At 74.2% G+C, this 25029-nt stretch carries 19 protein-coding genes; 8 read left to right on the top strand and 11 right to left on the bottom strand.

Translation table 11 applies throughout. The features are described from left to right. The first annotated feature begins 10 nt into the window (after window positions 1-10). Together ACWIX7_RS22545 and ACWIX7_RS22540 are read left to right on the top strand one after the other, a co-directional pair. Complete coding sequence (locus ACWIX7_RS22545) at window positions 11-2167, top strand: SCO7613 C-terminal domain-containing membrane protein (RefSeq protein WP_448618628.1); 2157 nt, start codon at window positions 11-13, stop codon at window positions 2165-2167. Between the two features lie 71 nt (window positions 2168-2238). Further along, window positions 2239-4035, top strand: coding sequence for an SCO7613 C-terminal domain-containing membrane protein (locus ACWIX7_RS22540; protein WP_448618627.1), 1797 nt, complete (start codon window positions 2239-2241; stop codon window positions 4033-4035). Between the two features lie 89 nt (window positions 4036-4124). Here ACWIX7_RS22540 and ACWIX7_RS22535 read toward each other — a convergent pair whose 3' ends face one another. From ACWIX7_RS22535 to ACWIX7_RS22495, 9 genes are all read right to left on the bottom strand, one after another. Continuing rightward, window positions 4125-4514, bottom strand: a complete 390-nt coding sequence (locus ACWIX7_RS22535) for a metal-sulfur cluster assembly factor (protein ID WP_448618626.1) — start codon at window positions 4512-4514, stop codon at window positions 4125-4127. Next, window positions 4511-5008 carry a Fe-S cluster assembly sulfur transfer protein SufU gene (gene sufU, locus ACWIX7_RS22530; RefSeq protein ID WP_448618625.1) on the bottom strand — a complete coding sequence of 166 codons (498 nt, stop codon included), beginning with the start codon at window positions 5006-5008 and terminating at the stop codon, window positions 4511-4513. Before sufU ends, ACWIX7_RS22535 begins: the two co-directional genes overlap by 4 nt. Further along, window positions 5008-6348, bottom strand: coding sequence for a cysteine desulfurase (locus ACWIX7_RS22525; protein WP_448618624.1), 1341 nt, complete (start codon window positions 6346-6348; stop codon window positions 5008-5010). Before ACWIX7_RS22525 ends, sufU begins: the two co-directional genes overlap by 1 nt. Continuing rightward, window positions 6345-7148 carry a Fe-S cluster assembly ATPase SufC gene (gene sufC, locus ACWIX7_RS22520; protein WP_448618623.1) on the bottom strand — a complete coding sequence of 268 codons (804 nt, stop codon included), beginning with the start codon at window positions 7146-7148 and terminating at the stop codon, window positions 6345-6347. Before sufC ends, ACWIX7_RS22525 begins: the two co-directional genes overlap by 4 nt. A gap of 15 nt (window positions 7149-7163) precedes the next feature. Further along, entirely contained in the window at window positions 7164-7517 is a 354-nt protein-coding gene (locus tag ACWIX7_RS22515; RefSeq protein ID WP_448618622.1) for a non-heme iron oxygenase ferredoxin subunit, read from the bottom strand. 3 nt (window positions 7518-7520) lie between these two features. Next, window positions 7521-8840 (bottom strand): Fe-S cluster assembly protein SufD, encoded by a 1320-nt coding sequence (gene sufD, locus ACWIX7_RS22510; RefSeq protein WP_448618621.1) that lies wholly within the window; start codon window positions 8838-8840, stop codon window positions 7521-7523. Continuing rightward, window positions 8840-10282: a Fe-S cluster assembly protein SufB gene (sufB, locus tag ACWIX7_RS22505; RefSeq protein WP_448618620.1), complete on the bottom strand. Its 1443-nt coding sequence runs from the start codon at window positions 10280-10282 to the stop codon at window positions 8840-8842. Before sufB ends, sufD begins: the two co-directional genes overlap by 1 nt. After that, window positions 10279-11247 (bottom strand): helix-turn-helix transcriptional regulator, encoded by a 969-nt coding sequence (locus ACWIX7_RS22500; RefSeq protein WP_448618619.1) that lies wholly within the window; start codon window positions 11245-11247, stop codon window positions 10279-10281. The genes sufB and ACWIX7_RS22500 overlap by 4 nt, the downstream gene beginning before the upstream one ends. 143 nt (window positions 11248-11390) lie before the next feature. After that, a complete protein-coding gene (locus tag ACWIX7_RS22495; protein WP_448618618.1) occupies window positions 11391-13934 on the bottom strand; it encodes an ATP-dependent Clp protease ATP-binding subunit in 2544 nt (847 codons plus the stop codon). 239 nt (window positions 13935-14173) lie between these two features. On the opposite strand from ACWIX7_RS22495, the gene ACWIX7_RS22490 reads away from it, so the two are divergent. Then, on the top strand, window positions 14174-15118 hold the full coding sequence (locus ACWIX7_RS22490) for a COX15/CtaA family protein (RefSeq protein WP_448618617.1): 945 nt from the start codon (window positions 14174-14176) through the stop codon (window positions 15116-15118). Between the two features lie 258 nt (window positions 15119-15376). Here ACWIX7_RS22490 and ACWIX7_RS22485 read toward each other — a convergent pair whose 3' ends face one another. Beyond that, entirely contained in the window at window positions 15377-16375 is a 999-nt protein-coding gene (locus tag ACWIX7_RS22485; RefSeq protein WP_448618616.1) for a ScyD/ScyE family protein, read from the bottom strand. 103 nt (window positions 16376-16478) lie between these two features. Further along, entirely contained in the window at window positions 16479-17399 is a 921-nt protein-coding gene (locus ACWIX7_RS22480) for a heme o synthase (RefSeq protein ID WP_448618615.1), read from the bottom strand. Window positions 17400-17785: 386 nt separating this feature from the next. Here ACWIX7_RS22480 and tkt point away from each other — a divergent pair, with 386 nt between their 5' ends. The 5 genes from tkt to pgl all read left to right on the top strand — a co-directional run bounded on the left by tkt (window position 17786) and on the right by pgl (window position 24978). Then, window positions 17786-20011: a transketolase gene (gene tkt / locus ACWIX7_RS22475; protein WP_448618614.1), complete on the top strand. Its 2226-nt coding sequence runs from the start codon at window positions 17786-17788 to the stop codon at window positions 20009-20011. 86 nt (window positions 20012-20097) lie between these two features. Next, window positions 20098-21204, top strand: a complete 1107-nt coding sequence (tal, locus tag ACWIX7_RS22470; RefSeq protein WP_448618613.1) for a transaldolase — start codon at window positions 20098-20100, stop codon at window positions 21202-21204. A 228-nt stretch (window positions 21205-21432) separates the two neighbouring features. Further along, the gene (gene zwf, locus ACWIX7_RS22465) at window positions 21433-22950 is read left to right on the top strand and encodes a glucose-6-phosphate dehydrogenase (protein ID WP_448618612.1); all 1518 of its coding nucleotides are present in this window, start codon (window positions 21433-21435) and stop codon (window positions 22948-22950) included. 40 nt (window positions 22951-22990) lie between these two features. After that, window positions 22991-24112 carry a glucose-6-phosphate dehydrogenase assembly protein OpcA gene (locus ACWIX7_RS22460; RefSeq protein WP_448618611.1) on the top strand — a complete coding sequence of 374 codons (1122 nt, stop codon included), beginning with the start codon at window positions 22991-22993 and terminating at the stop codon, window positions 24110-24112. Next, complete coding sequence (pgl, locus tag ACWIX7_RS22455; RefSeq protein ID WP_448618610.1) at window positions 24109-24978, top strand: 6-phosphogluconolactonase; 870 nt, start codon at window positions 24109-24111, stop codon at window positions 24976-24978. The genes ACWIX7_RS22460 and pgl overlap by 4 nt, the downstream gene beginning before the upstream one ends. The last annotated feature ends 51 nt before the right edge of the window (window positions 24979-25029 follow it).

Below are 25029 nucleotides of genomic sequence, written 5' to 3'. Positions count from 1 at the left end.
CATCTCGGCCATGACCTCGACGTCCGGCCCCTCGTGGGGCCTGCCGTGCCCCGTGTGCGGCCTGCCGAGCGCCGGACCGGGGCCGGCACCCTGCCCCTCCTGCGGGCTGCCCGCCGTCGGCGAGGCGGCCCGCGTCGTCGCCCGCATGGGGGCGACCATCGAAGAACTGGAGCGCGACCGCGACCGGCTCCTGACCACGCTGCGGACGGCGACGACCGCGCCGCCACGCCCGGCCCCGGCCCCCGCGCCGTCAGCGGTGCTCGCCACCCCGGTCCGCCAGGTCACCGCTCCGGTCTCCCAGGTCACCACCCCCGCTCCCCCGGAGCCACCGGTCGCCGCTCCACCGCCGCTGTCCCCCGCGCCGCCCGGCCGGCCGCCGCGCCGGGTCAGCCCGCAGCAGGTGCTCCTGGGTCTGGGGGCGCTGCTCGTCGTAGCCGCCGGCATCGCGTTCGTCGCGGTCGCCTGGACCCGGCTGGGCCTGGTCTTCCAGTCCGCCGTGATGGCGACCGTCACCGCCACCGCCTGCGGCGTCTCGGCGTGGACGGCGCGCCGCGGCCTGCGGGCCACCGAGGAGGCGCTGGCCGCGGCGGGAGCGGCGCTGCTCGCCGTCGACCTCGGCGCAGCGCACGCGCTGGGGCTGTGGGGTCTGGACGGCGTCCCGGTGCGGCTGTGGACCGCGGTCTCCTGTGCTCTCGTCGCGGCGGTGGCGCTGGGCTCGAGCCGGCTGACGCGCAGCACCGTGACCTGGCCGCTGGTCGCCCTGCTCGCGGTGCAGCTCGTCCCGCTCCTGCTGCTCCCCGAGGACGCCATCACCGGGGCGGCCGGGGTGGCGGCCGTGCTGGGCGCCGCGCTGCTCGACGTGGTCGTCCTGCTGGGCCTGCGCCGGCTGCTGGCACCGGTCGCGCAGGTGCTGGCCGCCCTGTGGGCGGCCGCGGCGGCGGTCGGCGGCGTGCTCGTGGCCTGGACGGGGACGACGGTCGACGCGTGGACCACGACCGCCCTGCTGGCGGCCGCCGGCGCGGTCGGGCTGCTGCTGCGGCAGGACGCGCGGCTGGCCGGCCGCCTCCCCGCCGCCCCGGCCGTGGCCGCCGCAGGAGCCACCGCCACCGCCCTGGCGCTCACCGGCGCGCTGGCCCGGGCCGACCTGCCCAGCTGGGTCGCGGCCGCCGCGCTGGGCCTCGTCCTGCTCACCGCGGCCGTGCCCGCCGCGCCGCACCGGACGGCGCTGGCCGCCCTGGTGCCCGCCGGTGGCCTGCTCGCCGCGGGCGGCGCGGCGCTGCTGGCGGCGGACGGCCACGCCGGCGTCCTCGGTCTCGTCGCCCTCGCCGGCACGGTCCCCGCGGCGCTGGCCGCGGTCCGGCTGCCGGGGCTCCGGCCGCAGGCCACGGTCGCCGCGCTGCTGTGCCCGGTCGGGGCGGTGCTGCTCGCCCGGGACGCGGGGTGGCTCGGCGCCGCCGTCGCCGGTCTCCTGGTCGTGCTGGTCGCCGCAGCCGGGTTCGCGCTGGCCGCGGCCCGGGCCGGTACGCCCGAGGAGCCGGCCGGGGCGGGCGCGGCGGCGCTGGCCACGCTGCTGGCCGCGGTGTCCTCGGCGGAGACGGGGGCCTGGGGCCAGGTGGCCGTCCAGCTCGCCGTCGCCGGCGCCGCAGCCGGGGCCTACGCGCTCGTGGCGCATCGGCGCGACGTGGCCGTGCTCGCCGTCGTCGACCTCGTAGTGGCCTGCTGGGTGGCCGCGGGCGGCGCAGCGGTCCAGACGGTGGAGGTCTACACGCTGCCGGCCGCGGCGGGTCTCCTCGTCGTGGCCCTGCCGCAGCTGCGGGCCGGTGCCCGGTCGTGGGCGGCCGAGGGCGCTGCGGTGGCCACCGCGCTGGTCCCCTCGGCCCTGGTGGCGGTCGCGGAGCCTTCGGCGCTGCGGCTGGGGCTCGTCGTCGTGGCCGCCGGCGCGCTGACCGTCGTCGGCACGGTGACGCACCGGCAGGCGCCGTTCGTGGTGGGCGCCGCGTCGCTGGCGTTCGTTGTGCTGGGCCGGCTGACGCCCTACGCGCCACTGGCCCCGCGGTGGCTGACGCTGGCGGTGGTCGGCCTGCTCCTGCTGGCGCTGGGCGCGACCTACGAGCGCCGACGGCAGCAGGCCCGCGAGGCGGTGGCCTGGGTGGCGCAGATGCGCTGAGCGACCGGAGCGCGCCGGGGGTCGCGCCGCCCTACCGTGGACCGGTCGCAGGGTCGCAGGAAGGGGAGGTCGTGGGCTCAGCGCCGGTGCCGCCGCTCCCCTACCGCGCCCGTCCGTCGCAGTTGCTGCTGGTCGTCGGCGCCGTGCTGGTCGTCAGCGCCGGCGGGGCAGCGGCCGCGGTCTACGGCGGCGGGTCCGCGCGGGTGCTGCTGCTCGCGCTGGCCGCCGCGGCCGCCGGTGCCTCGGCGTGGGGGTCCCACGCCCGGCTGCGCGCCACCGAGGAGACGCTGGCCGCCGCCGCGGTGGCGCTGGCCGTGCTGGGCGCCGATGCCGGGACCCCGCTGCTGCGCGGCTCCGTCGTCCCCCCGCTCGTGCTGGGCGGCGTCTTCCTCGTCCTCGCCCGCCTGCTCCGGCGTCCCGCCACCTGGCCGCTGGCGGCCTGGCTGGCCCTGCAGCTGGCCGCGGTGCGCGCGCTGGACGGATCCGGGGCCGGCGTCGTCCGCACCGCCGAGTTGCTGACCGTGGCACTGGTCGGGCTCGGCGTCGCTCTCGGCGCCCGACGGCTCGTCGCGCGGGTCTCCCTGGTGACCGCCGCGCCGTGGTGGGTGGCCGGTGTGGTGGGCGCCCTGGGGACGGCGTGGAGCGGCGACGCGGCCGCCCGCTGGACGTCGGCCGCGCTCACCGTCGCCGCGGCGCTGGAGCTGGTCGCCGCCCGGCTGGTGCGCACCCTGGAGCCGCTGCTCGGGCCACCGGTCGCCGTCCCCGTGCTGGCCGGCACGGTCTCGGGCGCGGCGCTCTGCGGTGCCCTGGGCGCCCCTGGACCCGGTGCGGTGCTGCTGGCCGGCTACACCGGGGTGCTGATCGCCGCGGCCGCCGCGGCGCTGCTGACCGGCTGGGTGCGCGGACTGTTCCTGCCGGCGGCCCTCGCCGCCGGCGGCACGCTCGTGGTGCTGAGCGTCGGTCAGCTGGTCGCCGGATCGCGGTGGCTGGAGCTGGTCCTCCTGCTGGTGCTCACCGCGCTGCCGTGCGTGCTGGTCGCGGCGCTGCGCGGGGAAGACCGGCCGGTCGCCGTCCCCGCGGCGGTCGGCTGTCTGGCCGCTGCGGCACTGGTCGCGGCCGCGAGCGGGCTGGTCGGCGTCGGCGGAGCCGCAGGATGCCTGGGCGTGCTCTACGCGGCGTCGCTCGGCGCGGGCCTGGTGCTCGACCCGCGGACCCGGCGGGCCACCGTCGTCACCGGCGCGGTGTGCGCGGCCCTGGCCGTGGTGCTGCTGGTCGTCGCCCGGGACCGCACGATGCTGGCAGTGCAGCTGGCCGCGCAGGGACTGCTGACCTCCGCCTGGGGCTGGTTCGTGTGGCACACGCCGGACCCGCGCAGGGGCCAGCCCGAGGGATCCCCTGCGTGGCGGGCGGGCGCCGCCCAGCTGGTGGGAGCCGCGTGGACGGCCGCCGCGCTCGCGGGCTGGTCGGTGGTCGAGGCGTACACGCTGCCGGCGGCGCTGGGGCTGCTGCTCGCTGCGGGGCCGCGGCTGGCCGGCGGACCGTCCTGGCCGGCGTGGGGTCCGGGGCTGCTGGTCGCGGCGGTGCCGTCGGTGGTGTGGGCGGTCATGACACCCGGGAGCACCCGCCCGGTGCTGGTGCTCCTCGTCGCCGCCGCGGTGATGGCCGCGGCCGCGTGGCGGGCGGTGCGCGCTCCCCTGCTGGTCGCCGCCTGGACCATCGTGGCGCTGGCCCTCGGCCTGGCCGTGCGGGCGCTGCCGCTGCCCGTGGCCGGGGCGCTCGTGGTGGGCGTGGTGCTGCTAGCGGTCGGCGCCCGGCGCGAGCGGTACCCCGTCGCCGGCTTCGACGCCCGTCTGGCGGACATGCGGTGACAGGAGATCCCGGAGGCAATCATGGCGCCGTGACCACCGTCCGGTCGGACGACGTGGTCACGGCGCCATGATCGCGCGGGTGTCCTGCTTCAGACGCGGAAGCCGAGGGCGCGCAGCTGCTCGCGGCCGTCGTCTGTGATCTTGTCCGGACCCCACGGCGGCATCCAGACCCAGTTGATCCGCACGTCGTCCACCAGGCCGGGGCCGGGGCCGCCGGTGAGAGCCTGCCGGGCCTGGTCCTCGATGACGTCGGTCAGCGGGCAGGCCGCCGAGGTCAGCGTCATGTCGATGACGGCCACCTCGTCGACGACGTCGATGCCGTAGACCAGGCCGAGGTCGACGACGTTGACGCCGAGCTCGGGGTCGACGACGTCGCGCATGGCCTCCTCGACGTCCTCGAGCAGCGCCGACTTGTAGGCCGGCAGGTCGCCGGGCGCCCCGTCGGTCGCCGGGGTGGCGTTCTCGGTGGTCTCGCTCATGCCCTGTCGCCTCCGGCTGGAGTGGTGGGGTGGGTGGCTGACGCGGGGGTGGCGGCCAGCGCGCGGGCGGACGCGTCCTTGAGGGCCATCCAGCTCATCAGCGCGCACTTGATCCGCGCTGGGTACTTGGACACGCCGGCGAACGCGATGGCGTCCTCCAGCTCGTCCTCGAGCTTCTCGGCCACCGACGCGTCACCCTTGCTCTGCATCAGCGTCATGAAGTGCTCGCCGGTCTCCAGCGCCTCGGGCACCGACCGGCCGATGACGAGCTCGTACATCGCCGACACCGACGCCTGGCTGATCGAGCAGCCCATCCCCTCGTAGGAGACGTCGGCGAGGGTGTCGCCGTCCAGGTGCACCCGCAGGGTGACCTCGTCACCGCACGTCGGGTTGACGTGGTGCACTTCGGCCTCGAACGGCTCGCGCAGCCCGCGGCCGTGCGGATTGCGGTAGTGGTCCAGGATGATCTCCTGGTACATCGACTGCAGCTGCATCAGCTCGCCTCACCCGGTGTCACGGCAGGTACAACGCCGAAGAAGCGCTGGGCTTCCCGCACGGCGTCGACCAGGGCGTCGATGTCGTCGTAGCCGGTGTGCACGTAGAAGGTGGCCCGCGTCGTGGCCGGGACGCCGTAGCGGCGCACCACCGGCCAGGCGCAGTGGTGGCCGACCCGCACCTCGACGCCGAGGTCGTCGAGGATCTGGCCGACGTCGTGCGGGTGGATGCCCTCGACGGTGAAGGAGACCGCCCCGCCGCGGGCGACGGTGTCGGGCGGGCCGATCACCGTGACGCCGGGGATCTCGGCCAGCTTCTCCAGCGCGTAGGCGGTGAGCGCCTCCTCGTGCGCCTGCACCCGGTCCATGCCGAGCTGCTGCAGGTACTCGACCGCGGCGGCGAGCCCGATCGCCTGCGCGGTCATGGGGACGCCGGCCTCGAAGCGCTGCGGCGGCGGCATGAAGGTGCTGCCCTCCATGCGCACGACCTCGATCATCGAGCCGCCGGTGAGGAAGGGCGGCAGCGCATCGAGCACCTCGTAGCGGCCCCACAGCACGCCGATGCCCGTCGGGCCCAGCATCTTGTGCCCGGAGAACACCAGGAAGTCCGCGCCGAGCGTGGTGACGTCGACCGGTTGGTGCGGCACCGACTGCGCGCCGTCGACCAGCACCAGGGCGCCGACCTCGCGGGCCCGGGCGACGATGTCCTCGAGCGGGTTGATCGTGCCGAGGATGTTCGACTGCTGGGTGACCGCGACCAGCTTCGTCCGCTCGTTGACCACGGTGCCGAGGTCGGAGAGGTCGAGGCGGCCGCCGTCGGTCAGCCCGAGCCAGCGCAGCGTGGCGCCGGTGCGCTCGCACAGCTGCTGCCAGGGCACCAGGTTGGCGTGGTGCTCCATCTCGGTGACGACGATCTCGTCGCCCTGCCCGACGGCGTACCGCCGGAACTGCTCCTCCTTGGCCGTGGCCGCGTTCGACAGCGCGTAGGCGACCAGGTTGATCGCCTCGGTGCTGTTGCGGGTGAACACGACCTCCTCGGCCGGCGCACCGATGAACGCCCCGATGGTGGCGCGGGCCGCCTCGTAGCGGGCGGTCGCCTCCTCGGCGAGCTGGTGCGCGCCCCGGTGCGGTGCGGCGTTGCAGGTCAGGTAGAAGTCGCGCTCGGCGTCGAGCACGCTGATCGGCTTCTGCGCGGTGGCCCCGGAGTCCAGGTAGACCAGCCGCTTCCCGTCCCGCACGGTACGGGACAGGATCGGGAAGTCCGCCCGGATCGCCTCGACGTCCAGAGGCAGGGGCGCCTTCTGCGCCCCGGCACCGGGACGCGAGACGGTCTGGGTCATGCCTGAACGACCTCCGCGGCGGCCTTCTCGATGCTCGCCTGCTCGTTGGAGTCCTTGACGTAGGCGGCGTAGCCCTCGTCCTCGAGCTTGGCCGCCAGCTCCGGGCCGCCCTCGTCGACGATCCGGCCGGCGACGAAGACGTGCACGAAGTCGGGCTTGATGTAGCGCAGGATCCGCGTGTAGTGGGTGATCAGCATGACGCCGACGTCACCCTCCCCGCGGGTGCGGTTGACGCCCTCGGAGACGACCCGCAGCGCGTCGACGTCCAGGCCGGAGTCGGTCTCGTCGAGGATCGCGATGGCCGGCTTGAGCAGCCGCATCTGCAGGATCTCGTGGCGCTTCTTCTCGCCGCCGGAGAAGCCCTCGTTGACGTTGCGCTCGGCGAACGCCGGGTCCATCTCGAGGCCGGCCATCTCGGTCTTGACGTCCTTGACCCAGGTGCGCAGCTTGGGGGCCTCGCCCTTGATGGCGGTGGCGGCGGTGCGCAGGAAGTTCGACACCGAGACGCCGGGGACCTCGACCGGGTACTGCATGGCGAGGAACAGGCCGGCGCGGGCCCGCTCGTCGACGGTCATCGCGAGGACGTCCTCGCCGTCGAGGGTCACCGTGCCGCCGGTGATCGTGTACTTCGGGTGGCCGGCGATCGAGTAGGCCAGGGTCGACTTGCCCGACCCGTTCGGCCCCATGATCGCGTGCGTCTCGCCCGACCGGATGGTCAGGTCGACACCACGGAGGATCTCCTTGGCGTCGTCACCCTCGCCGACGCTGACGTGCAGGTCGCGGATCTCCAGAACGGACACTTCTCTTCTCGCTCCTCAGTTGCCGGCCGCGAGCCGGAGGCGGCCGTCGGACTCGGTGTCGACGAGCACGTCCTCCCCCTCCACGCGGACCGGGTAGACGTCGACCGGCTCGGTGGCCGGCAGGTTGGTGGGCTCGCCGGTGCGCAGGTCGAAGCACGACCCGTGCAGCCAGCACTCGATGGTGGGGGCGCCGTCGAGCTCCTCGACGTCGCCCTCCGACAGCGGGACCTCGGCGTGCGAGCAGACGTCCTGGACCGCGTAGACCTCGCCCTGGAACCGGACGACGGCGATGTCGATGTCGGACAGCTCGACCCGCAGGGCGCCGTCCTCCGGCACCTCGGAGAGGGCGCAGACCCGCTCGAAGGCCATGGGTCAGGCCACCTCGACCGGCTGCTCGTCGAGCCCGGGCAGGGCGCCGAGGCGGGTCTCGATGGTGCGCATCAGCCGGTCCTGCAGCTCGTCGATGCCGATGCGCTGGACGACGTCGGCGAAGAACCCGCGGACGACGAGGCGGCGCGCGGTCTCGGCGTCGATGCCCCGGGAGCAGAGGTAGAACAGCTGCTCGTCGTCGAAGCGGCCGGTGGCGCTGGCGTGGCCGGCGCCGACGATCTCGCCGGTCTCGATCTCCAGGTTGGGCACCGAGTCGGCGCGGGCGCCGTCGGTGAGCACCAGGTTGCGGTTGAGCTCGTAGGTGTCGGTGCCGGTGGCCGACGGGCGGATCCGGACGTCGCCGATCCACACCGTGCGCGCACCCTCGCCCTGCAGCGCGCCCTTGTAGAGCACGTTGCTGCGGCAGTTGGGCACCGCGTGGTCGACCCAGAGCCGGTGCTCCTGGTGCTGGGTCTCGTCGGAGAAGTACACACCGAGCAGGTCGGCCGAGCCGCCCGGACCGGCGTACTGCACGTTGCTGACCAAGCGCACCAGGTCGCCGCCGAGGGTGACCACGGTCTGGGTGAAGGAGGCGTCGCGGCCGATGACGGCGTCGTACTGCGCGCCGTGGACGGCACCGGGTGCCCAGTCCTGCACCGACACGAGGGCCACCTGCGCGCCGTCCCCGACCAGGACGGCGACACCTCCGGCGTACCTCGCCAGGCCGCTGTGGTCGAGGACGACGGTCGCCTGCGCGAAGGCGCCGACCTCGATCACGAGCTGGCCCCACACGACGTCGTCGGAACCGGTGCCGGCCAGGGCGAGCGTGACCGGGCGGTCGAGGACCGCCTCGGGACGCACCCGGAGCAGGGCGGCTCCGCCCGCGCGCCGGCGGGCGAGCGCCGCCAGCCGGTCGACCGGCTCGGGCAGGCCCTTGAGCAGCGGGTCGTCAGCCTCGACGCTGGTGAGCTCGGTGCCCTCGGGCAGGTCCGTCGTCCACGTCAGGTGCGCGTCGGACGGCGCGCCGTCGAGCAGCGGGCGGATCCGCCGCATCGGCGTGAAGCGCCACGTCTCCTCGCGACCGGTGGGCACGCCGAAGGCGTCGGGGTCGGTCGAGGTGAAGCGCTCCGCGGGCGAGCCGGTCGGAGCCGTCCCGCCGTGCGAGTGCGCCCCCGGTGCGGCCTGGCCGGCGGTGCCGGTGCCCGCGGCCGGGGTGGCGGGCGGGCCGGCCTGGGTGCCGACCCCCTCGCCGAACAGCTCGCCGGCGAGGGTGGCCGAATCCGTGGTGAGACCGGTGGTGTTGACGTTGTCGCTGGCCGACATCAGCCGACGGCACCTTCCATCTGCAGCTCGATCAGGCGGTTCAGCTCGAGGGCGTACTCCATGGGCAGCTCACGGGCGATCGGCTCGACGAACCCGCGCACCACCATGGCCATCGCCTCGTCCTCGGACAGGCCGCGGCTCATCAGGTAGAAGAGCTGGTCCTCGCTGACGCGGGAGACCGTCGCCTCGTGGCCCATGGCCACGTCGTCCTCACGGACGTCGACGTACGGGTAGGTGTCCGAGCGGCTGATCGTGTCGACCAGCAGCGCGTCGCACTTCACCGTCGACTTCGACCCGTGCGCGCCCTCGTCGATCTGCACGAGACCGCGGTAGGACGTCCGGCCGCCGCCGCGGGCCACCGACTTCGACACGATGGTCGAGGAGGTGTTCGGCGCGGCGTGCACCATCTTGGCACCGGCGTCCTGGTGCTGGCCCTCGCCGGCGAAGGCGATGGAGAGCACCTCGCCCTTGGCGTGCTCGCCGGTCATCCAGACCGCCGGGTACTTCATCGTCACCTTGGAGCCGAGGTTGCCGTCGACCCACTCCATGGTCGCGCCCTCGTGGGCGATCGCCCGCTTGGTGACCAGGTTGTAGACGTTGTTCGACCAGTTCTGGATGGTCGTGTACCGGCAGCGCGCGTTCTTCTTGACGATGATCTCGACGACCGCGGAGTGCAGCGAGTCCGACTTGTAGATCGGCGCGGTGCAGCCCTCGACGTAGTGCACGTAGGCGCCCTCGTCGACGATGATCAGCGTCCGCTCGAACTGGCCCATGTTCTCGGTGTTGATGCGGAAGTAGGCCTGCAGCGGGATGTCGACGTGCACGCCCTTCGGCACGTAGATGAACGAGCCACCGGACCACACGGCGGTGTTCAGCGCGGCGAACTTGTTGTCGCCGGACGGGATCACCGAGCCGAAGTACTCCTTGAAGATGTCCTCGTGCTCGCGCAGGGCCGTGTCGGTGTCCAGGAAGACGACGCCCTGGTCCTCCAGCTCCTTCTGGATCTGGTGGTAGACGACCTCGGACTCGTACTGCGCCGCGACGCCTGCGACCAGCCGCTGCTTCTCGGCCTCCGGGATGCCCAGCCGGTCGTAGGTGTTCTTGATGTCGTCGGGCAGGTCCTCCCACGAGGCCGCTTGGGCCTCGGTGGAGCGCACGAAGTACTTGATGTTCTGGAAGTCGATCCCGGACAGGTCCGAGCCCCAGTCGGGCATCGGCTTGCGGCCGAAGAGCTTGAGGGCCTTGAGCCGCCGCTCGAGCATCCACTCGGGCTCGTTCTTGCGGCGCGAGATGTCCCGGACGACGTCCTCGTCCAGGCCGCGGCGGGCGGAGGCCCCGGCGACGTCGGCGTCGGCCCAGCCGTACTGGTAGCGGCCGAGCTGCTCGATCTGCTCGTCCTGCGTCAGCGGCGTACCGGTCACCGGCTGCTGGGTGCTGGTCATGCGGGCGTCCTCTCCCGGTCGTTCACGGGGCTGGGTCGGGCGGGTGGTTGGGTCGTGCTGGTGGACGGTGCGGTGCGCCCGCCGGCTCGGAGCCGGTGCGCCGCGCGCTCGTCCGGTACAGGGCTCGCGGGGCCCGATCTGTTCCCCGCGCGCGTGTGAGCCGTGACCCCGTCGTCGGCCCCGTCCGGAGGCTCGCCCCGAGCGTGCGAGGGGTGAGTGGGACGGGGTTCTCCCTGGGGCCACGAGTCGCTGCGGCGGACCGGCCCGGGGATGTGCGTGGTGCACACCCCGTCGCCGTGGGCGATCGTGGCCAGCCGCTGCACGTGCGTGCCGACGAGCCGGCCGATCACGGCCGTCTCGACCTCGCACAGCTGCGGGAACTCCGCCGCCACGTGCGCGACCGGGCAGTGGTGCTGGCACAGCTGGCCGCCACCCGAGATCGCCGAGGCCGAGGCAGCGTAGCCCTCGGCCGTGAGCGCCGCGGCGAGGGCCTGGGCCCGGTCGACCGGCGGCCCCGGCACCGTCTCCACCGCGGCCGAGCAGCGCTGCTCCAACCCGGCGAGCTGGACCTCGGCCACCGCGCGGACGGCGTCCGGCCCGCCCTGCGCCGCGACGAACCGCAGCGCGGTCAGCGCCAGGTCGTCGTAGGCGTGCGGGAAGGCCGAGCGGCCGGCGTCGGTGAGGTGGAACAGCCGGGCCGGTCGGCCCCGGCCCCGGGGCGCCCTGCTGGTCCCCGCCCCACCCTGCCGCTCCTCGACACGGCCGGTGGTCACCAGCGCGTCGAGGTGCCGCCGGACGGCGGTCGGCGAGACCCCCAGCCGCCCGGCGAGCTCGGTCGCGGTCTGCGGCCCGTGTTCGAGCAGCAGGGCGGTGACGCGGTGCCGCGTGCGCCCGTCCTCGGCGGACGGCGAGGGGCGCGACGGGCTGCTCGCCTCGCCGCCGACCTGCACCGCGCTGCTTTCCACAACACGAGTCTCACCTAATTCCGGCGGCGTGCAAGCAAGGGCAACCTAAGCCGGGCACGGCTCCGGGCCTGAGGCAGAGCCGGCGGAGGCGGTGTCGCACACCTCCTCCGCCGGCCCTGTGACCGAGACCACGTCGGCGCAGGTCAGACGCCGGCCGTCGCGGGCTCCGCGGGCTGGTCGACGGCGAAGTCCAGCCGGCCGTCCCGGACGCCGACGGTGACCCGCCGGCCCCGCTCCAGGCGGCCGTCGAGCAGCAGCCGCGCCAGCGGGTTGTCGACCTCCCGCTGGATGGCGCGGCGCAGCGGCCGGGCGCCGAACTGCGGCTCGAAACCGTGCTCGGCGATCCAGGTGACCGCCTCGTCGGTGAAGGCCACCTCGATGTCCTGGGCCGCCAGCCGGCGACGCGTCTCGTCGAGCAGCAGCCGGGTGATCCGGGCCAGCTGCTCGGTCTCCAGCTGCTGGAAGACCACGACCTCGTCGATCCGGTTGAGGAACTCCGGCCGGAACTGCTCCCGCAGCCGCCGCATCAGCCGCTCCCGCAGCCCGTTGTCGGACGACGCACCGTCGCCGGAGCCGAAGCCGAGGGGGGTGTTGCGGCCCTGGATGAGCTCCGAGCCCAGGTTGCTGGTCATGATCAGCACGGTGTTCTTGAAGTCCACCGTGCGGCCCTGCGAGTCGGTGAGCCGGCCGTCGTCGAGCACCTGGAGCAGGGTGTTGAAGACGTCGGGGTGCGCCTTCTCGATCTCGTCGAGCAGCACCACCGAGTACGGACGGCGGCGCACCGCCTCGGTGAGCTGGCCGGCGTCCTCGTAGCCCACGTACCCGGGCGGGGAGCCCACCAGCCGGCTGACCGTGTGCCGCTCCTGGAACTCGCTCATGTCCAGCCGGATCATCCGGTCCTCGTCGCCGAACAGCGCCTCGGCCAGCGCCCGCGCCAGCTCGGTCTTGCCGACGCCGGTGGGCCCGAGGAACAAGAAGCTGCCGATCGGCCGGTCGGGGTCACCCAGGCCGACGCGCGAGCGGCGCACCGCCTCGGCGACCACGCGGACGGCGTCCTCCTGGCCGACGACCCGCTGGTGCAGGTGCTCCTCGAGCTGCAGCAGCCGTTGCACCTCCTCCTGCGTGAGCTGGTTGACCGGGATGCCGGTGGCCCGGGAGACCACCTCGGCGATGTCCTCGACGCCGAGCTCCGGCACACCCGAGCCGGACTGCCCGCCGCCGGTGCGCGCCTGTTCCAGCCGCTCCTGGGCCTCGCTGAGCTGGTCGCGCAGCTCGGAGGCGCGCTCGTACTGCTCAGCGGCGACGGCCTGGTCCTTCTCCCGCTGCAGCCGCTCGACCTCCTGCTCCAGTCCGCGCAGGTCGGTGGGCGGGGTCTTCACCCGCCGACGGACCCGGGCGCCGGCCTGGTCGATGAGGTCGATGGCCTTGTCCGGGAGGTGGCGGTCGGTGATGTAGCGGTCCGAGAGCTCCACCGCGGCCCGGATCGCGTCGTCGGTGAAGCGCACCTCGTGGTGGGCCTCGTACCGGTCGCGCAGCCCGCAGAGGATCTGCACGGTGTCCTCGACGCCGGGCTCGCTGACGAGGATGGGCTGGAACCGGCGCTCCAGGGCGGCGTCCTTCTCGATGTTGCGGCGGTACTCGTCGAGCGTGGTCGCGCCGATGATGTGCAGCTCGCCGCGGGCCAGGGCCGGCTTGAGCATGTTGCCGGCGCCGCCGGAGCCCTCCGAGGCGCCCGCGCCGACGACGGTGTGCAGCTCGTCGATGAAGACGATGACCTCGTCGCTGTGCTCGCGGATCTCGTCCATGATCTTCTTGAGCCGCTCCTCGAAGTCACCGCGGTAGCGGGTGCCGGCCACCAGGCCGGTGAGGTCCAGCTCGACCAGCCGCCGTCCGCGCAGCGTCTCCGGGACGTCGCCCTCGACGATCTGGGCCGCGATGCCCTCGACGATCGCGGTCTTGCCGACGCCGGCCTCGCCGATGAGCACCGGGTTGTTCTTGCGCCGCCGGGAGAGCGCCTCGACGGTCTGCTCGATCTCGACCTCCCGGCCGATCACCGGGTCGATCTGGCCGTTGCGGGCCATCTCGGTCAGGTCGCGGCCGTACTCGTCGAGCGTCGGGGTGCTCGACTGGCCCTGCCCGGGACCGCCGGGGCGCCCGCCGCCTGGCTGGCCGCCGCCGATGGCGGCCTGCTGCAGCGCCTCCGGCGTGACGCCGCGCTCACGCAGCAGCCGCCCGCCCGGGGAGTCCGGGTTGACGGCCAGGGCGAACAGCAGGTGCTCGGGGCCGATGTAGGTGGAGCCGAGGGCGCGGGAGACGCGGTGGGCGTCGAGCAGGGCGCGCTTGGCGGCCGGGGTGAGGGACGGCGCCTCGTCCCGCGGCTCGCCGCGTCGCATCTGCTCCTCGAGGGAGGCACGCAGCCGGTCGGGGTCGGTGCCGGAGCGGGACAGGAACTGGCGGGTGCTCTCGTCGCCCGTCATGGCCCACAGCAGGTGCTCGGTGTCCAGGTCGGCGCTGCCGGTGGAGACCGCCTCGCGCGCGGCCGCGTTGACCAGCTCCCGCGCCTGCTGGCTGAGGAACTGGGTGATGTCGACGCGCTGCCGCGGCGTGCGCTGCTCCCCGCCCAGGTAGCGGGCGAAGAAGTCGTCGAAGGGGCTCCCGTAGGGGCCCGGGAAGAAGGGGGTGGTCATGCCTCACGTCCAGGAGATCGGATCGGTCGGGGGGCGCCCGGGAGGTCCCGCGGGACTCGGGGACCAGCTCGCGGCGGGCTCCCGCTGCAGCTCCCTTACCCGGGTGGGCGCACCGACACCGGTGGCGGCGACTCGGCCGCTCGCGTCCCGTACAGCGCAGGACGGCGGCCCGTCCTTCCGCTCCGCGCTCCGCTCTCGGCGAACCGAGGGGCGTCCGTCCGCGCGGCTAGCATCGGCGCGTGCCGGTCCTCCCCACCGCCTTCTCCCCTGCCGCCATCTCACGCCTGGCGCTGGCCAACGTGGTCGCCAACGGCGCGATCATCGTCACCGGCGGTGTCGTCCGGCTCACCGGCTCGGGGCTCGGCTGCCCGACCTGGCCGCGGTGCACCGAGGAGAGCTTCGTCACCACCCCCGAACTCGCCGGTCACGGCGTCATCGAGTTCGGCAACCGGCTGCTGACCTTCGTCCTCACGGCCGTCGCCGTCGCCCTGCTCGTGGCGGTCCTCCGCTCGCCCCGGCGCGACCTGCGCCCGCTGGCCGTGCTGGCGTTCCTCGGCATCCCGGCCCAGGCGGCCATCGGCGGCGTCACGGTGCTGACCGGGCTCAACCCGTGGACGGTGGCGGTCCACTTCCTGGTCTCCGTCGTCCTGACCGCAGTGGCCACGGTGCTGTGGCTGCGGTCCCGGGAGCCGGGGGTGGGCCAGCCGCTGGTCCGCCGCCCGATGGCCCTGCTGGTCGGCGGGATCGCCGCGGTCACCGCGGCCGTGCTCGTGCTGGGGACGATCGTCACCGGCAGCGGCCCGCACAGCGGCGATGTCGACGACAACGACGTCCCGACCGGCGACCGGATGGGCTTCGACATCGAGCTGGTCAGCCAGCTGCACGCCGACGTCGTGTTCCTGCTCGTGGGCCTCACGATCGCCCTGCTGGTGGCCCTGTACGCCACCGACGCCCCGGGCCGGGTCCGCCGCGCCGCCCGCGACCTCCTCGTCATCCAGCTGCTGCAGGGCGTGATCGGCTTCGTGCAGTACTTCACGCACCTGCCGGTCGTGCTGGTGCTGCTGCACATGCTCGGCGCGGTGCTGGTCACCGTGTTCACCGCCCGCCTGGTGTGGTCGGTCCGCGGCCCGGCGTCCGAGGCCCCGCTGAGTTCCTCGCAGGTCCCGGCATCCGCCACCCGCTGACGGGCGCGGGCCCACTCCCGCGCCGCTTCCCACGCTCGTGCGCTGGTGCACGAGCGCACGAGCAGCAGGAACAGCGCGAGAGTCCGCCCAGGCACGCGGTGGTCCGTCACCCGCCGACGCTCCGGATCTCGGTCAGCGCCGCCCGTCGTCGTCGAAGGCCAGGGTGGACGTGCTGGTGTTCACCGTGGACGGCGGGTCAGCCGGCCGGCCACCCGCTCGTCGCCGGCCGATCGGTCCGACCAGCGAGGCCCGGTCGGGTCAGCGGTGCCGGCAGCCGGGCAGGTCCTCGATCCGCCAGACCTCACCGTCGTAGGTGACCACGTAGCCGTTCCCGTCGACGACCTCCATCGACGTCGGGCGGTCCAGTCCACCGGCGACCACGTCGAAGCCGCCGGCCCGGTCCGCCACCAGCAGCTGACCGGTGTCCGGCAGGGCCGGTGACCCCTCCGGTGCCCCTTCGGGGAAGTCGCCCTGGGCGAGCGCGTACAGCGCGTGCCGGCCGGCCTCCACGTCGATCAGCAACCGTCCACCCGAGGCGACGAGCTCGGAGTCGCCCGACCCCACGTCCAACGACAACACCTGGCCGTCCTCGGGCAGGTGCGGGACCGGGCCGGCCAGCGTGAAGTACACCGTGGGGTCCACCACGTCGAGCCCGAGCGGGACGACGTTGCCGAGCTGCAGCACCGTGCGGACCTGGCCGTCCAGCGTGACCTGCAGCACGCGGTTGGCGTGCCCGTCGGTGACGAGGAAGCCGCCCTGGTACGCCTCCATCGCGTACGGCACACCGGTGGGCACGAAGTAGTCGAAGTCCGGCGGTGGCGGGTTGGCCATCGTCCATGCGCCGATGTCGGCGACGACCTCGCAGGTGCCGTCCTCGACGCGGAAGACGCCGGTGACGGCGCTGCCACCGACGTCCTCGCTGACCAGCGAGGTGAGGGCGTACATCGTCGAGCCGAGGAACGCGACGTCCATGGCGCCGCCGGCATCTCCCACGAGCACCTGCGGAGGCAGGCACGAGGCGACGACCGTCGTCGCCCCGCTCCCCGGGTCGATCCGGGTCACCTCACCCGAGACGGGTTCGGGCACGTACAGCGCACCGTCGGGCCCCACCGTGCTACCCGAGCCGCCCGCCAGGCCGGTCACCAGGAGCTCGGGGGCGCCCCCTGGGGGCGGACCCGCCTGCGCCCCCGCCGCGGCGGCGAGCGCGCCGAGCAGCGTGACCAGCAGGAGCAGCGGCGCCCGTTGACGATTCCGCATGGCGACCATCCCGGCAGCGTCCGGCAGGGCGCCGCACAGGTTAGGGGCGGTCCGTCACCGCGGCGTCACCGCCGCGTCACGGCGGGGACCGGGATCGTCCGGCTCAGACCAGGACGTCGACGATGATCGCGATGGAGAGCAGGGTCATGTAGGTGATCGAGACGTGGAACAGCTGCATCGGCTTGGTCTCCCCGCCCGCGCGGATGCGCCGCAGCAGCCGGTGCGCCTCGACGACGAACCACAGCCCCAGGGCGGCCGCGGCGGCCGTGTATACCCACCCGATCCCGAAGCCGTCGGCCACGGGCCAGAGCAGCAGCGAGACGGCGACGGTCAGCCAGGTCCAGGCGACGGTCTGCCGGCCGACCGACAGCGGACTGGCCACCACCGGGAGCATCGGGACGTCGGCGCGCGCGTAGTCGGCGCGGAACCGCATGGCGAGCGCCCAGAAGTGCGGCATCTGCCAGCAGAAGACGACGCCGAAGAACACCACCGCCGGCCAGGCCAGCGTGCCGGTGACCGCCGCCCACCCGATGAGCACCGGGGCCGCCCCCGGCACCCCGCCGAACTCGGTGCTGCGGCGGGTGTACCGCTTGAACACCATGGTGTAGAGGACGGCGTAGTAGAAGATCGCGCCCGCGGCCAGCAGAGCCGCCAGCGGCGTCGTCGTCGCGTACAGCAGCGCGACCGACAGCACGGTCAGCACCAGGCCGAACACGAGCGCGGCCCGCGGGGTGACCTCGCCGGTCACCAGCGGGCGCCGCTCGGTGCGGTGCATGAGCCGGTCGATGTCGCGGTCGTACCAGCAGTTGAAGACGTTGGCCGCGGCCGCGGCGAGGGTGCCGCCGGCCATCGTGGCCAGGAGCAGTTCCCACGAGGGCAGCCCGCCGGAGGCCAGCATCATCGCCGGCAGGGTGGTGACCAGCAGCAGCTCGATGATCCGCGGCTTGGTCAGCGCGACGTAGGCGCGCAGCGTGGTCGACAGCCGGCGGGCCTGGACCGCCGGGCGTTCCGAGAGCGTCGTCACCGGGCGGCCACCGACGGGGAGTCGACGCGCGCCCAGGGCACCACCGGGCACAGCTCCACCGGGTACGGAGGCAGCACGGGGTCCCTTTCGACCGGGGACGGGAGAACGGCCCAACTGTAGCCCGCGGCCACCCCCGCCCACGGTCGGCATGACCAGGGTCCCCTCCCCCGGGCAGACCACTAGGGTCGATCACGTTGGTGCTGCGCACGCAGCGGGTAGGGCCGATGTCGACGACGACGGTGCGTCCTGGTGACGAGCAGCCGGGCCGTGACTGACGCGAGGCCGGTCGCTGGGGCCAGGCACCGCCGTCCGCCCGGGTCTGACAGGTCGCCGCAGATCACCCGGGCGGGTCCCGTACGGCCGACCCGAGGGAGCACGACAGACCGATGACCACCGACGACGCGACGAAGAGCACCGAGGCCGAGGCCCCGGCCGAGGCCGCCACCGACGCACCCACCGGCGACCCGCGCCAGCCGCACCCGACGCTCCCGGAGGGCTTCGGGGAGCTCGACCGCCGCGCCATCGACACCGTGCGCGTGCTGGCGATGGACGCCGTCCAGAAGGTGGGCAACGGCCACCCGGGGACGGCGATGAGCATGGCCCCCACCGCCTACCTGCTGTTCCACAAGTGGCTCCGGCACGACCCCAGCGACCCGAACTGGATCGGCCGCGACCGCTTCGTGCTCTCCATGGGCCACTCGAGCCTGACCCTCTACATCCAGCTCTACCTCTCCGGCTACGGCCTGGAGCTGGAGGACCTCGAGGCGCTGCGCACCTGGGGCTCGAGGACCCCGGGCCACCCCGAGGTCAACCACACCCCCGGCGTGGAGACGACGACCGGTCCGCTGGGCCAGGGCGTCGGCAACGCCGTCGGGATGGCGATGGCCGCCCGCCGCGAGCGCGGCCTGTTCGATCCCGACGCCCCCGAGGGCGAGAGCCTCTTCGACCACACCGTCTGGTGCTTCGCCTCCGACGGCGACATGGAGGAGGGCGTCAGCGGCGAGGCGTCGTCCCTGGCCGGTACGCAGCAGCTGGGCAACCTCGTCCTCGTCTACGACGACAACCAGATCTCGATCGAGGACGACACCAACGTCGCCTTCACCGAGGACGTCGGCAAGCGCTACGAGGCCTACGGCTGGCACGTGCAGCACGTGGACGACGGTGAGGACCTCGCCGCGGTCGACGCCGCGTTCGCCGCGGCCAAGGCCGAGACCGGCCGCCCCTCGCTCATCGTGCTCCGCACGATCATCGCCTGGCCGGCGCCGAACAAGCAGAACACCGGCGCCGCGCACGGCTCGGCGCTCGGCGACGACGAGGTGCGCGCCACCAAGGAGGTCCTCGGCTTCGACCCGGAGAAGACCTTCGACGTCGACGAGGAGGTCCTGGCCCATGCCCGCTCGGTCGTCGAGAAGGGCCGCAAGGAGCGCGCCGAGTGGGACGAGCGGTTCGCCGCCTGGCAGCGGGACGACGCCGACGCGGCCGCGCTGCTCGAGCGGATGCGCACCCGCACCCTGCCCGAGGGCTTCGGCCGGGACCTCCCGAGCTGGGACGCCGACCCGAAGGGCGTGGCCACCCGCAAGGCCTCCGGCGAGGTGCTCGCGGCGCTCTACCCGGTGGTGCCCGAGCTGTGGGGCGGCTCGGCCGACCTCGCGGAGAGCAACAACACCGCGGTCAAGGGCGAACCGTCGTTCCTGCCGGCCGACCGCCAGACCAAGATGTGGTCGGGCGGGCCGTACGGGCGCACGCTGCACTTCGGCGTCCGGGAGCACGGGATGGGCGCGATCATGAACGGCATCGCGCTGCACGGCGGCACCCGCGTCTACGGCGGCACCTTCCTCACCTTCTCCGACTACATGCGCGGCGCGGTGCGGCTGGCCGCGCTCATGCAGCTGCCGGTCACCTACGTGTGGACGCACGACTCCATCGGCCTGGGCGAGGACGGCCCGACCCACCAGCCGATCGAGCACTTCGCGGCGCTGCGGGCCATCCCGGGGCTGGACGTCGTCCGCCCGGCCGACGCCAACGAGGTCGCCGTCGCCTGGCGGACCGTGCTGGAGAACAACGACCGCCCGGCCGGCCTGCTGTTGTCGCGGCAGAACCTGCCGGTGTTCGACCGCTCGGAGTTCGGCTCCGCCGAGGGCGTGGCCCGCGGGGCCTACGTCCTGGCCGAGGCGTCGAACGGCAGCCCCGAGGTGATCCTGCTCGGCACCGGCTCCGAGGTGCAGATCGCCGTCGCGGCCCGCGAGCGCCTGGAGGCCGACGGCGTGCCCACCCGGGTCGTCTCGGTGCCCTGCGTCGAGTGGTTCGCCGACCAGGACCAGGCCTACAAGGACGAGGTCCTGCCGCCCACCGTCCGCGCCCGGGTCAGCGTCGAGGCCGGCGTGCCCATGGGGTGGCGCGAGTTCGTCGGCGACGCCGGCCGGATCGTCGGCCTCACCCACTACGGGGCCAGCGCCGCCTACTCCGTCCTCTACGAGCAGTTCGGCCTCACCGACGAGGCCGTCGTGGCCGCCGCCCGCGAGAGCATCGAGGCGGCCCGCTCCGGCGACGCCGTCCCGGCCGGCCCCGTCGCCGCAACCGGCGGCCTGCCGCACCCCACCGGCGACCGCTGAAGGACCCTGCTGCCTCCCACCGCTCGCAGGCTCGCGGCGGGACCCTGCAGCGGGGCCGATCACTCCCATCGAGAAGGGCAATTGAGATGGCACAGAACGAGAAACTGGCCGAGCTGTCGTCGGCCGGGGTCGCCGTCTGGCTCGACGACCTCTCCCGCGACCGCATCCGCAGCGGGAACCTGCAGTCCCTGGTCGACGAGTACTCCGTCGTCGGCGTCACCACGAACCCGACCATCTTCGCCGCGGCGGTCAGCGGGTCGGAGTCCTACGACGACCAGGTGCACGCCCTCGCGGTGCGCAAGGTGAGCGTGGAGGAGGCGCTGCGCACCATCACCGCCGCCGACGTCCGGGACGCCTGCGACCTGCTCGCGCCGGTCGCGCAGCGGCAGCCCGGCGACGGCCGGGTGTCGCTGGAGGTCGCTCCCGGCCTGGCGCACGACACCGACGCCACCGCGGCCGAGGCGGCGCACCTGTGGTGGCTGGTCGACCGGCCCAACCTGTTCATCAAGATCCCGGCGACGGAGGCGGGCCTGCCGGCCATCACGACGTCCATCGCGCGGGGCATCAGTGTCAACGTCACCCTCATCTTCAGTCTCGAGCGGTACCGGGCGGTCATGGACGCCTACCTGTCCGGGCTGGAGCAGCGGCTGGCCGACGACGCCGACGCCGACCTGTCCGGCATCGCCTCGGTCGCGTCGTTCTTCGTGTCCCGCGTGGACAGCGAGATCGACAAGCGGCTGGAGAAGGCGGGCGCCGATCCCGCGCTGAAGGGCAAGGCGGCGCTGGCCAACGCGCAACTGGCCTACCAGGCCTACGAGGAGGTCTTCTCCTCCGAGCGCTGGAAGGCCCTCGAGGCCAAGGGCGCCCGTCCGCAGCGGCCGCTGTGGGCGTCCACGGGCGTGAAGAACCCCGACTACCCCGACACGCTGTACGTCAGCGAGCTCGTCGCGCCGGGCACGGTCAACACGATGCCGGAGAAGACCCTCGAGGCCTTCGCCGACCACGGCAGCATCGGCACCCCGGTGCAGAAGACCTACGACGAGGCCGCCTCGGTGATGCGCGCGATCGCCGACGCCGGGGTCGACCTCGACGACGTCTTCCGCGTGCTGGAGGACGAGGGCGTGCAGAAGTTCATCGACTCGTGGGACGAGCTGACCGAGTCCGTGCGGACCGAGCTGGAGGACAAGGCCTGACCCCAGGGCCCCGCGCACCCACCACGTCGGCGGGTGCGTGGGGCCCGGATCCGTCGCGGCCGGGAGCCGAGCGGGGGCTCCCGGTCCGGGGTCTGCCGCGCCGTGGGAGGCCGCTCGCCGCGCGGATCCGGCGTGGAGACGGAGAATCGACACAGTCCCCGCACGCTCCCGTCGCTCGGTGCACCGCCGCGCCGGGTCGCGGGTCCCCTCCCGACCTCGAGGACGGACATGATCACCAACCCGCTGCGCGATCCGCGGGACCGGCGGCTGCCCCGCGTACCCGAGCCCTGCGCCCTGGTCGTCTTCGGCATCACCGGGGACCTCGCCCGCAAGAAGCTCCTCCCGGCCGTCTACGACCTGGCCAACCGCGGGCTGCTGCCCACCAACTTCGCGCTCCTGGGCTTCGCCCGCCGCGACTGGGGTGACGAGGACTTCGCCGAGCTGGCCCGCGACGCCGCCCGCAAGGCCGCCCGGACCCCGTGGCGGGAGGAGGTCTGGGAGCGGCTGGCCGCCAGTGTGCGCTTCGTCCAGGGGTCCTTCGACGACGACAACGCCTTCGACGAGCTGGCCGCCACCCTCGGCGACCTCGAGGGCAGCCACGGCATCGGCGGCAACGCCGCCTTCTACCTGTCCATCCCGCCGTCGATGTTCCCGGTCGTGCTCAAGCAGATGCAGCGCACCGGCATGGCCGACAGCACCCCCGGACGGTGGCGCCGGGTGGTCGTGGAGAAGCCGTTCGGCACCGACCTGGCCTCCAGCCGGGAGCTGAACGAGCTCGTCGACTCCGTGTTCACCGCCGAGGACGTCTTCCGCATCGACCACTACCTGGGCAAGGAGACCGTCCAGAACCTGATGGCGCTGCGGTTCGCCAACGAGCTGTTCGAGCCGGTCTGGAACGGCCACCACGTCGACTCGGTCCAGATCACCATGGCCGAGGACGTCGGCATCGGCGGGCGGGCGCAGTTCTACGAGCAGACCGGCGCGGCCCGCGACGTGCTGCAGAACCACCTGCTGCAGCTGCTGGCGCTCACCGCGATGGAGGAGCCGGTCGAGTTCTCCGCCGAGGAGATCCGCACCGAGAAGCTCAAGGTGCTGCGCGCGGTCTCGCTGCCCGAGGACCTCTCGACCTTCGCCGTCCGCGGCCAGTACGAGCAGGGGTGGCTGGCCGGCCAGCGGGCCACCGGCTACCGGCAGGAGGAGGGCGTCGACCCGCACTCCACCACCGAGACCTACGCCGCCGTCCGGCTGGGCGTGGAGACCCGCCGCTGGGCAGGCGTGCCGTTCTACCTGCGCACCGGCAAGCGGCTGCCGCGGCGGGTCACCGAGATCGCGCTGGTGTTCAAGCGCGCGCCACACCTGCCCTTCGCCGACACCGACACCGAGGAGCTGGGCAACAACCAGCTGGTCGTGCGCGTGCAGCCCGACGAGGGGGTCACCCTCAAGTTCGGGTCGAAGGTGCCCGGCAGCGTGATGGAGGTCCGGGACGTGTCGATGGACTTCCTCTACGGCGAGCAGTTCACCGAGGCCAGCCCCGAGGCCTACGAGCGGCTGCTGCTCGACGTCCTGCTCGGGGACGCCACGCTGTTCCCCCGCAACGCCGAGGTGGAGGCGTCGTGGTCGGTGATCGACCCGCTCGAGGAGTTCTGGACCGGGACGACGCCGCAGCCGTACCGGGCCGGCGAGTGGGGGCCGCGGGCGGCCGACGAGATGCTCGCCGCCGAGGGCCGCCGGTGGCGGCGTCCGTGAGCGGCGTACCCGCTACAGCCGCCCGACGGGAGGGAACCCGATGACGACCCTGTGGGACACCACCGGCTCCGCGGTGGTCAAGGAGCTCGCCGCGCAGCGGCGCACCGGCGGAGCGGTGCTCTCCGGCGTCGCGCTGACCCTCGTGGTCGTGGCCGACGAGAACCGGGTGGCCGAGGCCGAGGAGGCCGCGACCGCCGCCGCCGAGCAGCACCCCTGCCGGCTGCTGATCGTCGTCCGCCGGCAGATCGAGGCACCCACGCCGCGGCTGGACGCCGAGGTGCTGATCGGCGGGCGGCTGGGGCCGGGCGAGGCCGTGGTCATGCGCATGTACGGCCGGCTGGCGCTGCACGCCGAGTCGGTCGTGCTGCCGTTGCTGGCCGCCGACGCGCCCGTGGTGACCTGGTGGCACGGCACCCCGCCGGACCAGCTGGCCACCGACGCGCTGGCGGTGATCGCCGACCGCCGGATCACCGACAGCTCGCTGGCCGCGGACCAGCAGGCCGCGCTGCGCGCCCGCGCCGAGGACTACGCGCCCGGCGACACCGACCTGGCCTGGACCCGCAGCACGCCGTGGCGGTCCACGCTCACCTCGACGGTCGACTCGGTGTCCGGGCGCCGCGGGGACGCCGTCCGGGTGCTCGGTGGCCGGGTCGAGGGCGACCCCGGGCACGCGACCGCGCTGCTGTTGGCCGGCTGGTTGCGTGCGCGCTGCGGCTGCGAGATCCCGGTGGTGCCCGGTGAGCGACGCGCCGGCCCCAGCGGCGTCTCGGCCGTGGCGCTGGAGCTCGACCAGGACGAGCAGGTGCGGGTGGAGGCCGACCGGCGCGGCGGTGCGGTCATCCACCAGCCCTACCGGCCCGGGGCGACCGTGGCCCTGCCCGACCGGCAGCTCGGCGACCTGGTCGGCGAGGAGCTGCGCCGGCTGGACCCCGACGAGCCGTTCGCCGACGCGCTGGAGGCCACGACCGGCGTCCCGGACCTGACGTACCGCTCCCCCGTGCGCGAGTACGTGTGGTTCGACCCCGCCGAGGAGAACGCCGGCAGCGGCGGGGAGACGCTCCCCGCCGTCCCGCCGGACTCGGAGGGCACCGACGAGGTCGCCGAGCAGGGCGTGGACGACCCCGACCAGGGCGCTCGCGACGCCGGACAGGCCGTCTCGTGACGCTGCCACCCGGGGACCGGATCGCCGCCCGACTGGCCGACGAGCTGAAGGACCCTCCTGCCCCCCACCGCTCGCAAGCTCGCGATGCACCCCTGCAGGAGGGCCGAGTCCCGGACGTCGTCGTCGAGCCCGACGCCGACCGGCTGGCCCGCGCGGTCGCCGCGGCGCTGGTCGCCCGGCTGGCGGCGGCGCAGGCGGTGCACGGGACGGCGTCGGTCGTCCTCACCGGCGGGGGCATCGGCACCGCCGTCCTGGAGCGGGTCGCCGACCTGGTCCGCGAGCCGGCGCGGGAGCGGGTGGACTGGACCGCCGTCGACGTCTGGTGGGGCGACGAGCGCTGGGTCCCGGCCGACGACGCCGAGCGCAACGAGCTCGGCGCCCGGCGGGCGCTGCTGGACCCGGCCGGCGTCCCGGCGGAGCGGGTGCACGCGATGCCGGCCTCGGACGCCGGGTTCGCCGAGCCCGAGGACGCCGCCGCCTGGTACGCCCAGCAGCTGGCCGCCGCGGCACCGGAGGGCGAGCCACTCCCCCGCATCGACGTGCTGCTGCTGGGCGTGGGCCCGGAGGGTCACGTGGCGTCGATCTTCCCGGGGACGCCGGCGGTCTCCGACGAGCGCACGGTGGTCGCCGTGCGTGACTGCCCCAAGCCACCACCCACCCGGGTCAGCCTGGGCTTCCCCGCGATCAACGCGGCCGAGGAGGTGTGGCTGCTCGTCTCCGGTTCGGCTAAGGCACCGGCCGTGGCGCGGGCGCTCACCGCCGGCACGACGCCGGACGAGGTGCCCGCGGCCGGGGTGCACGGACGCCGGGCCACCCGGTGGCTGCTGGACGCCGAGGCCGCAGCGGAGCTCGACGGACGGAGCTGAGCCGGGGGTCCGGCGACCCTGGCGGGGAGGCCGGGTGGCGCGCAGACTGCG

The sequence above is a fragment of the Geodermatophilus sp. URMC 65 genome (genome assembly GCF_053502545.1).
The sequence above is the reverse complement of the archived record's forward strand: the minus strand, read 5'-3'. Positions and strand labels throughout refer to the sequence as shown.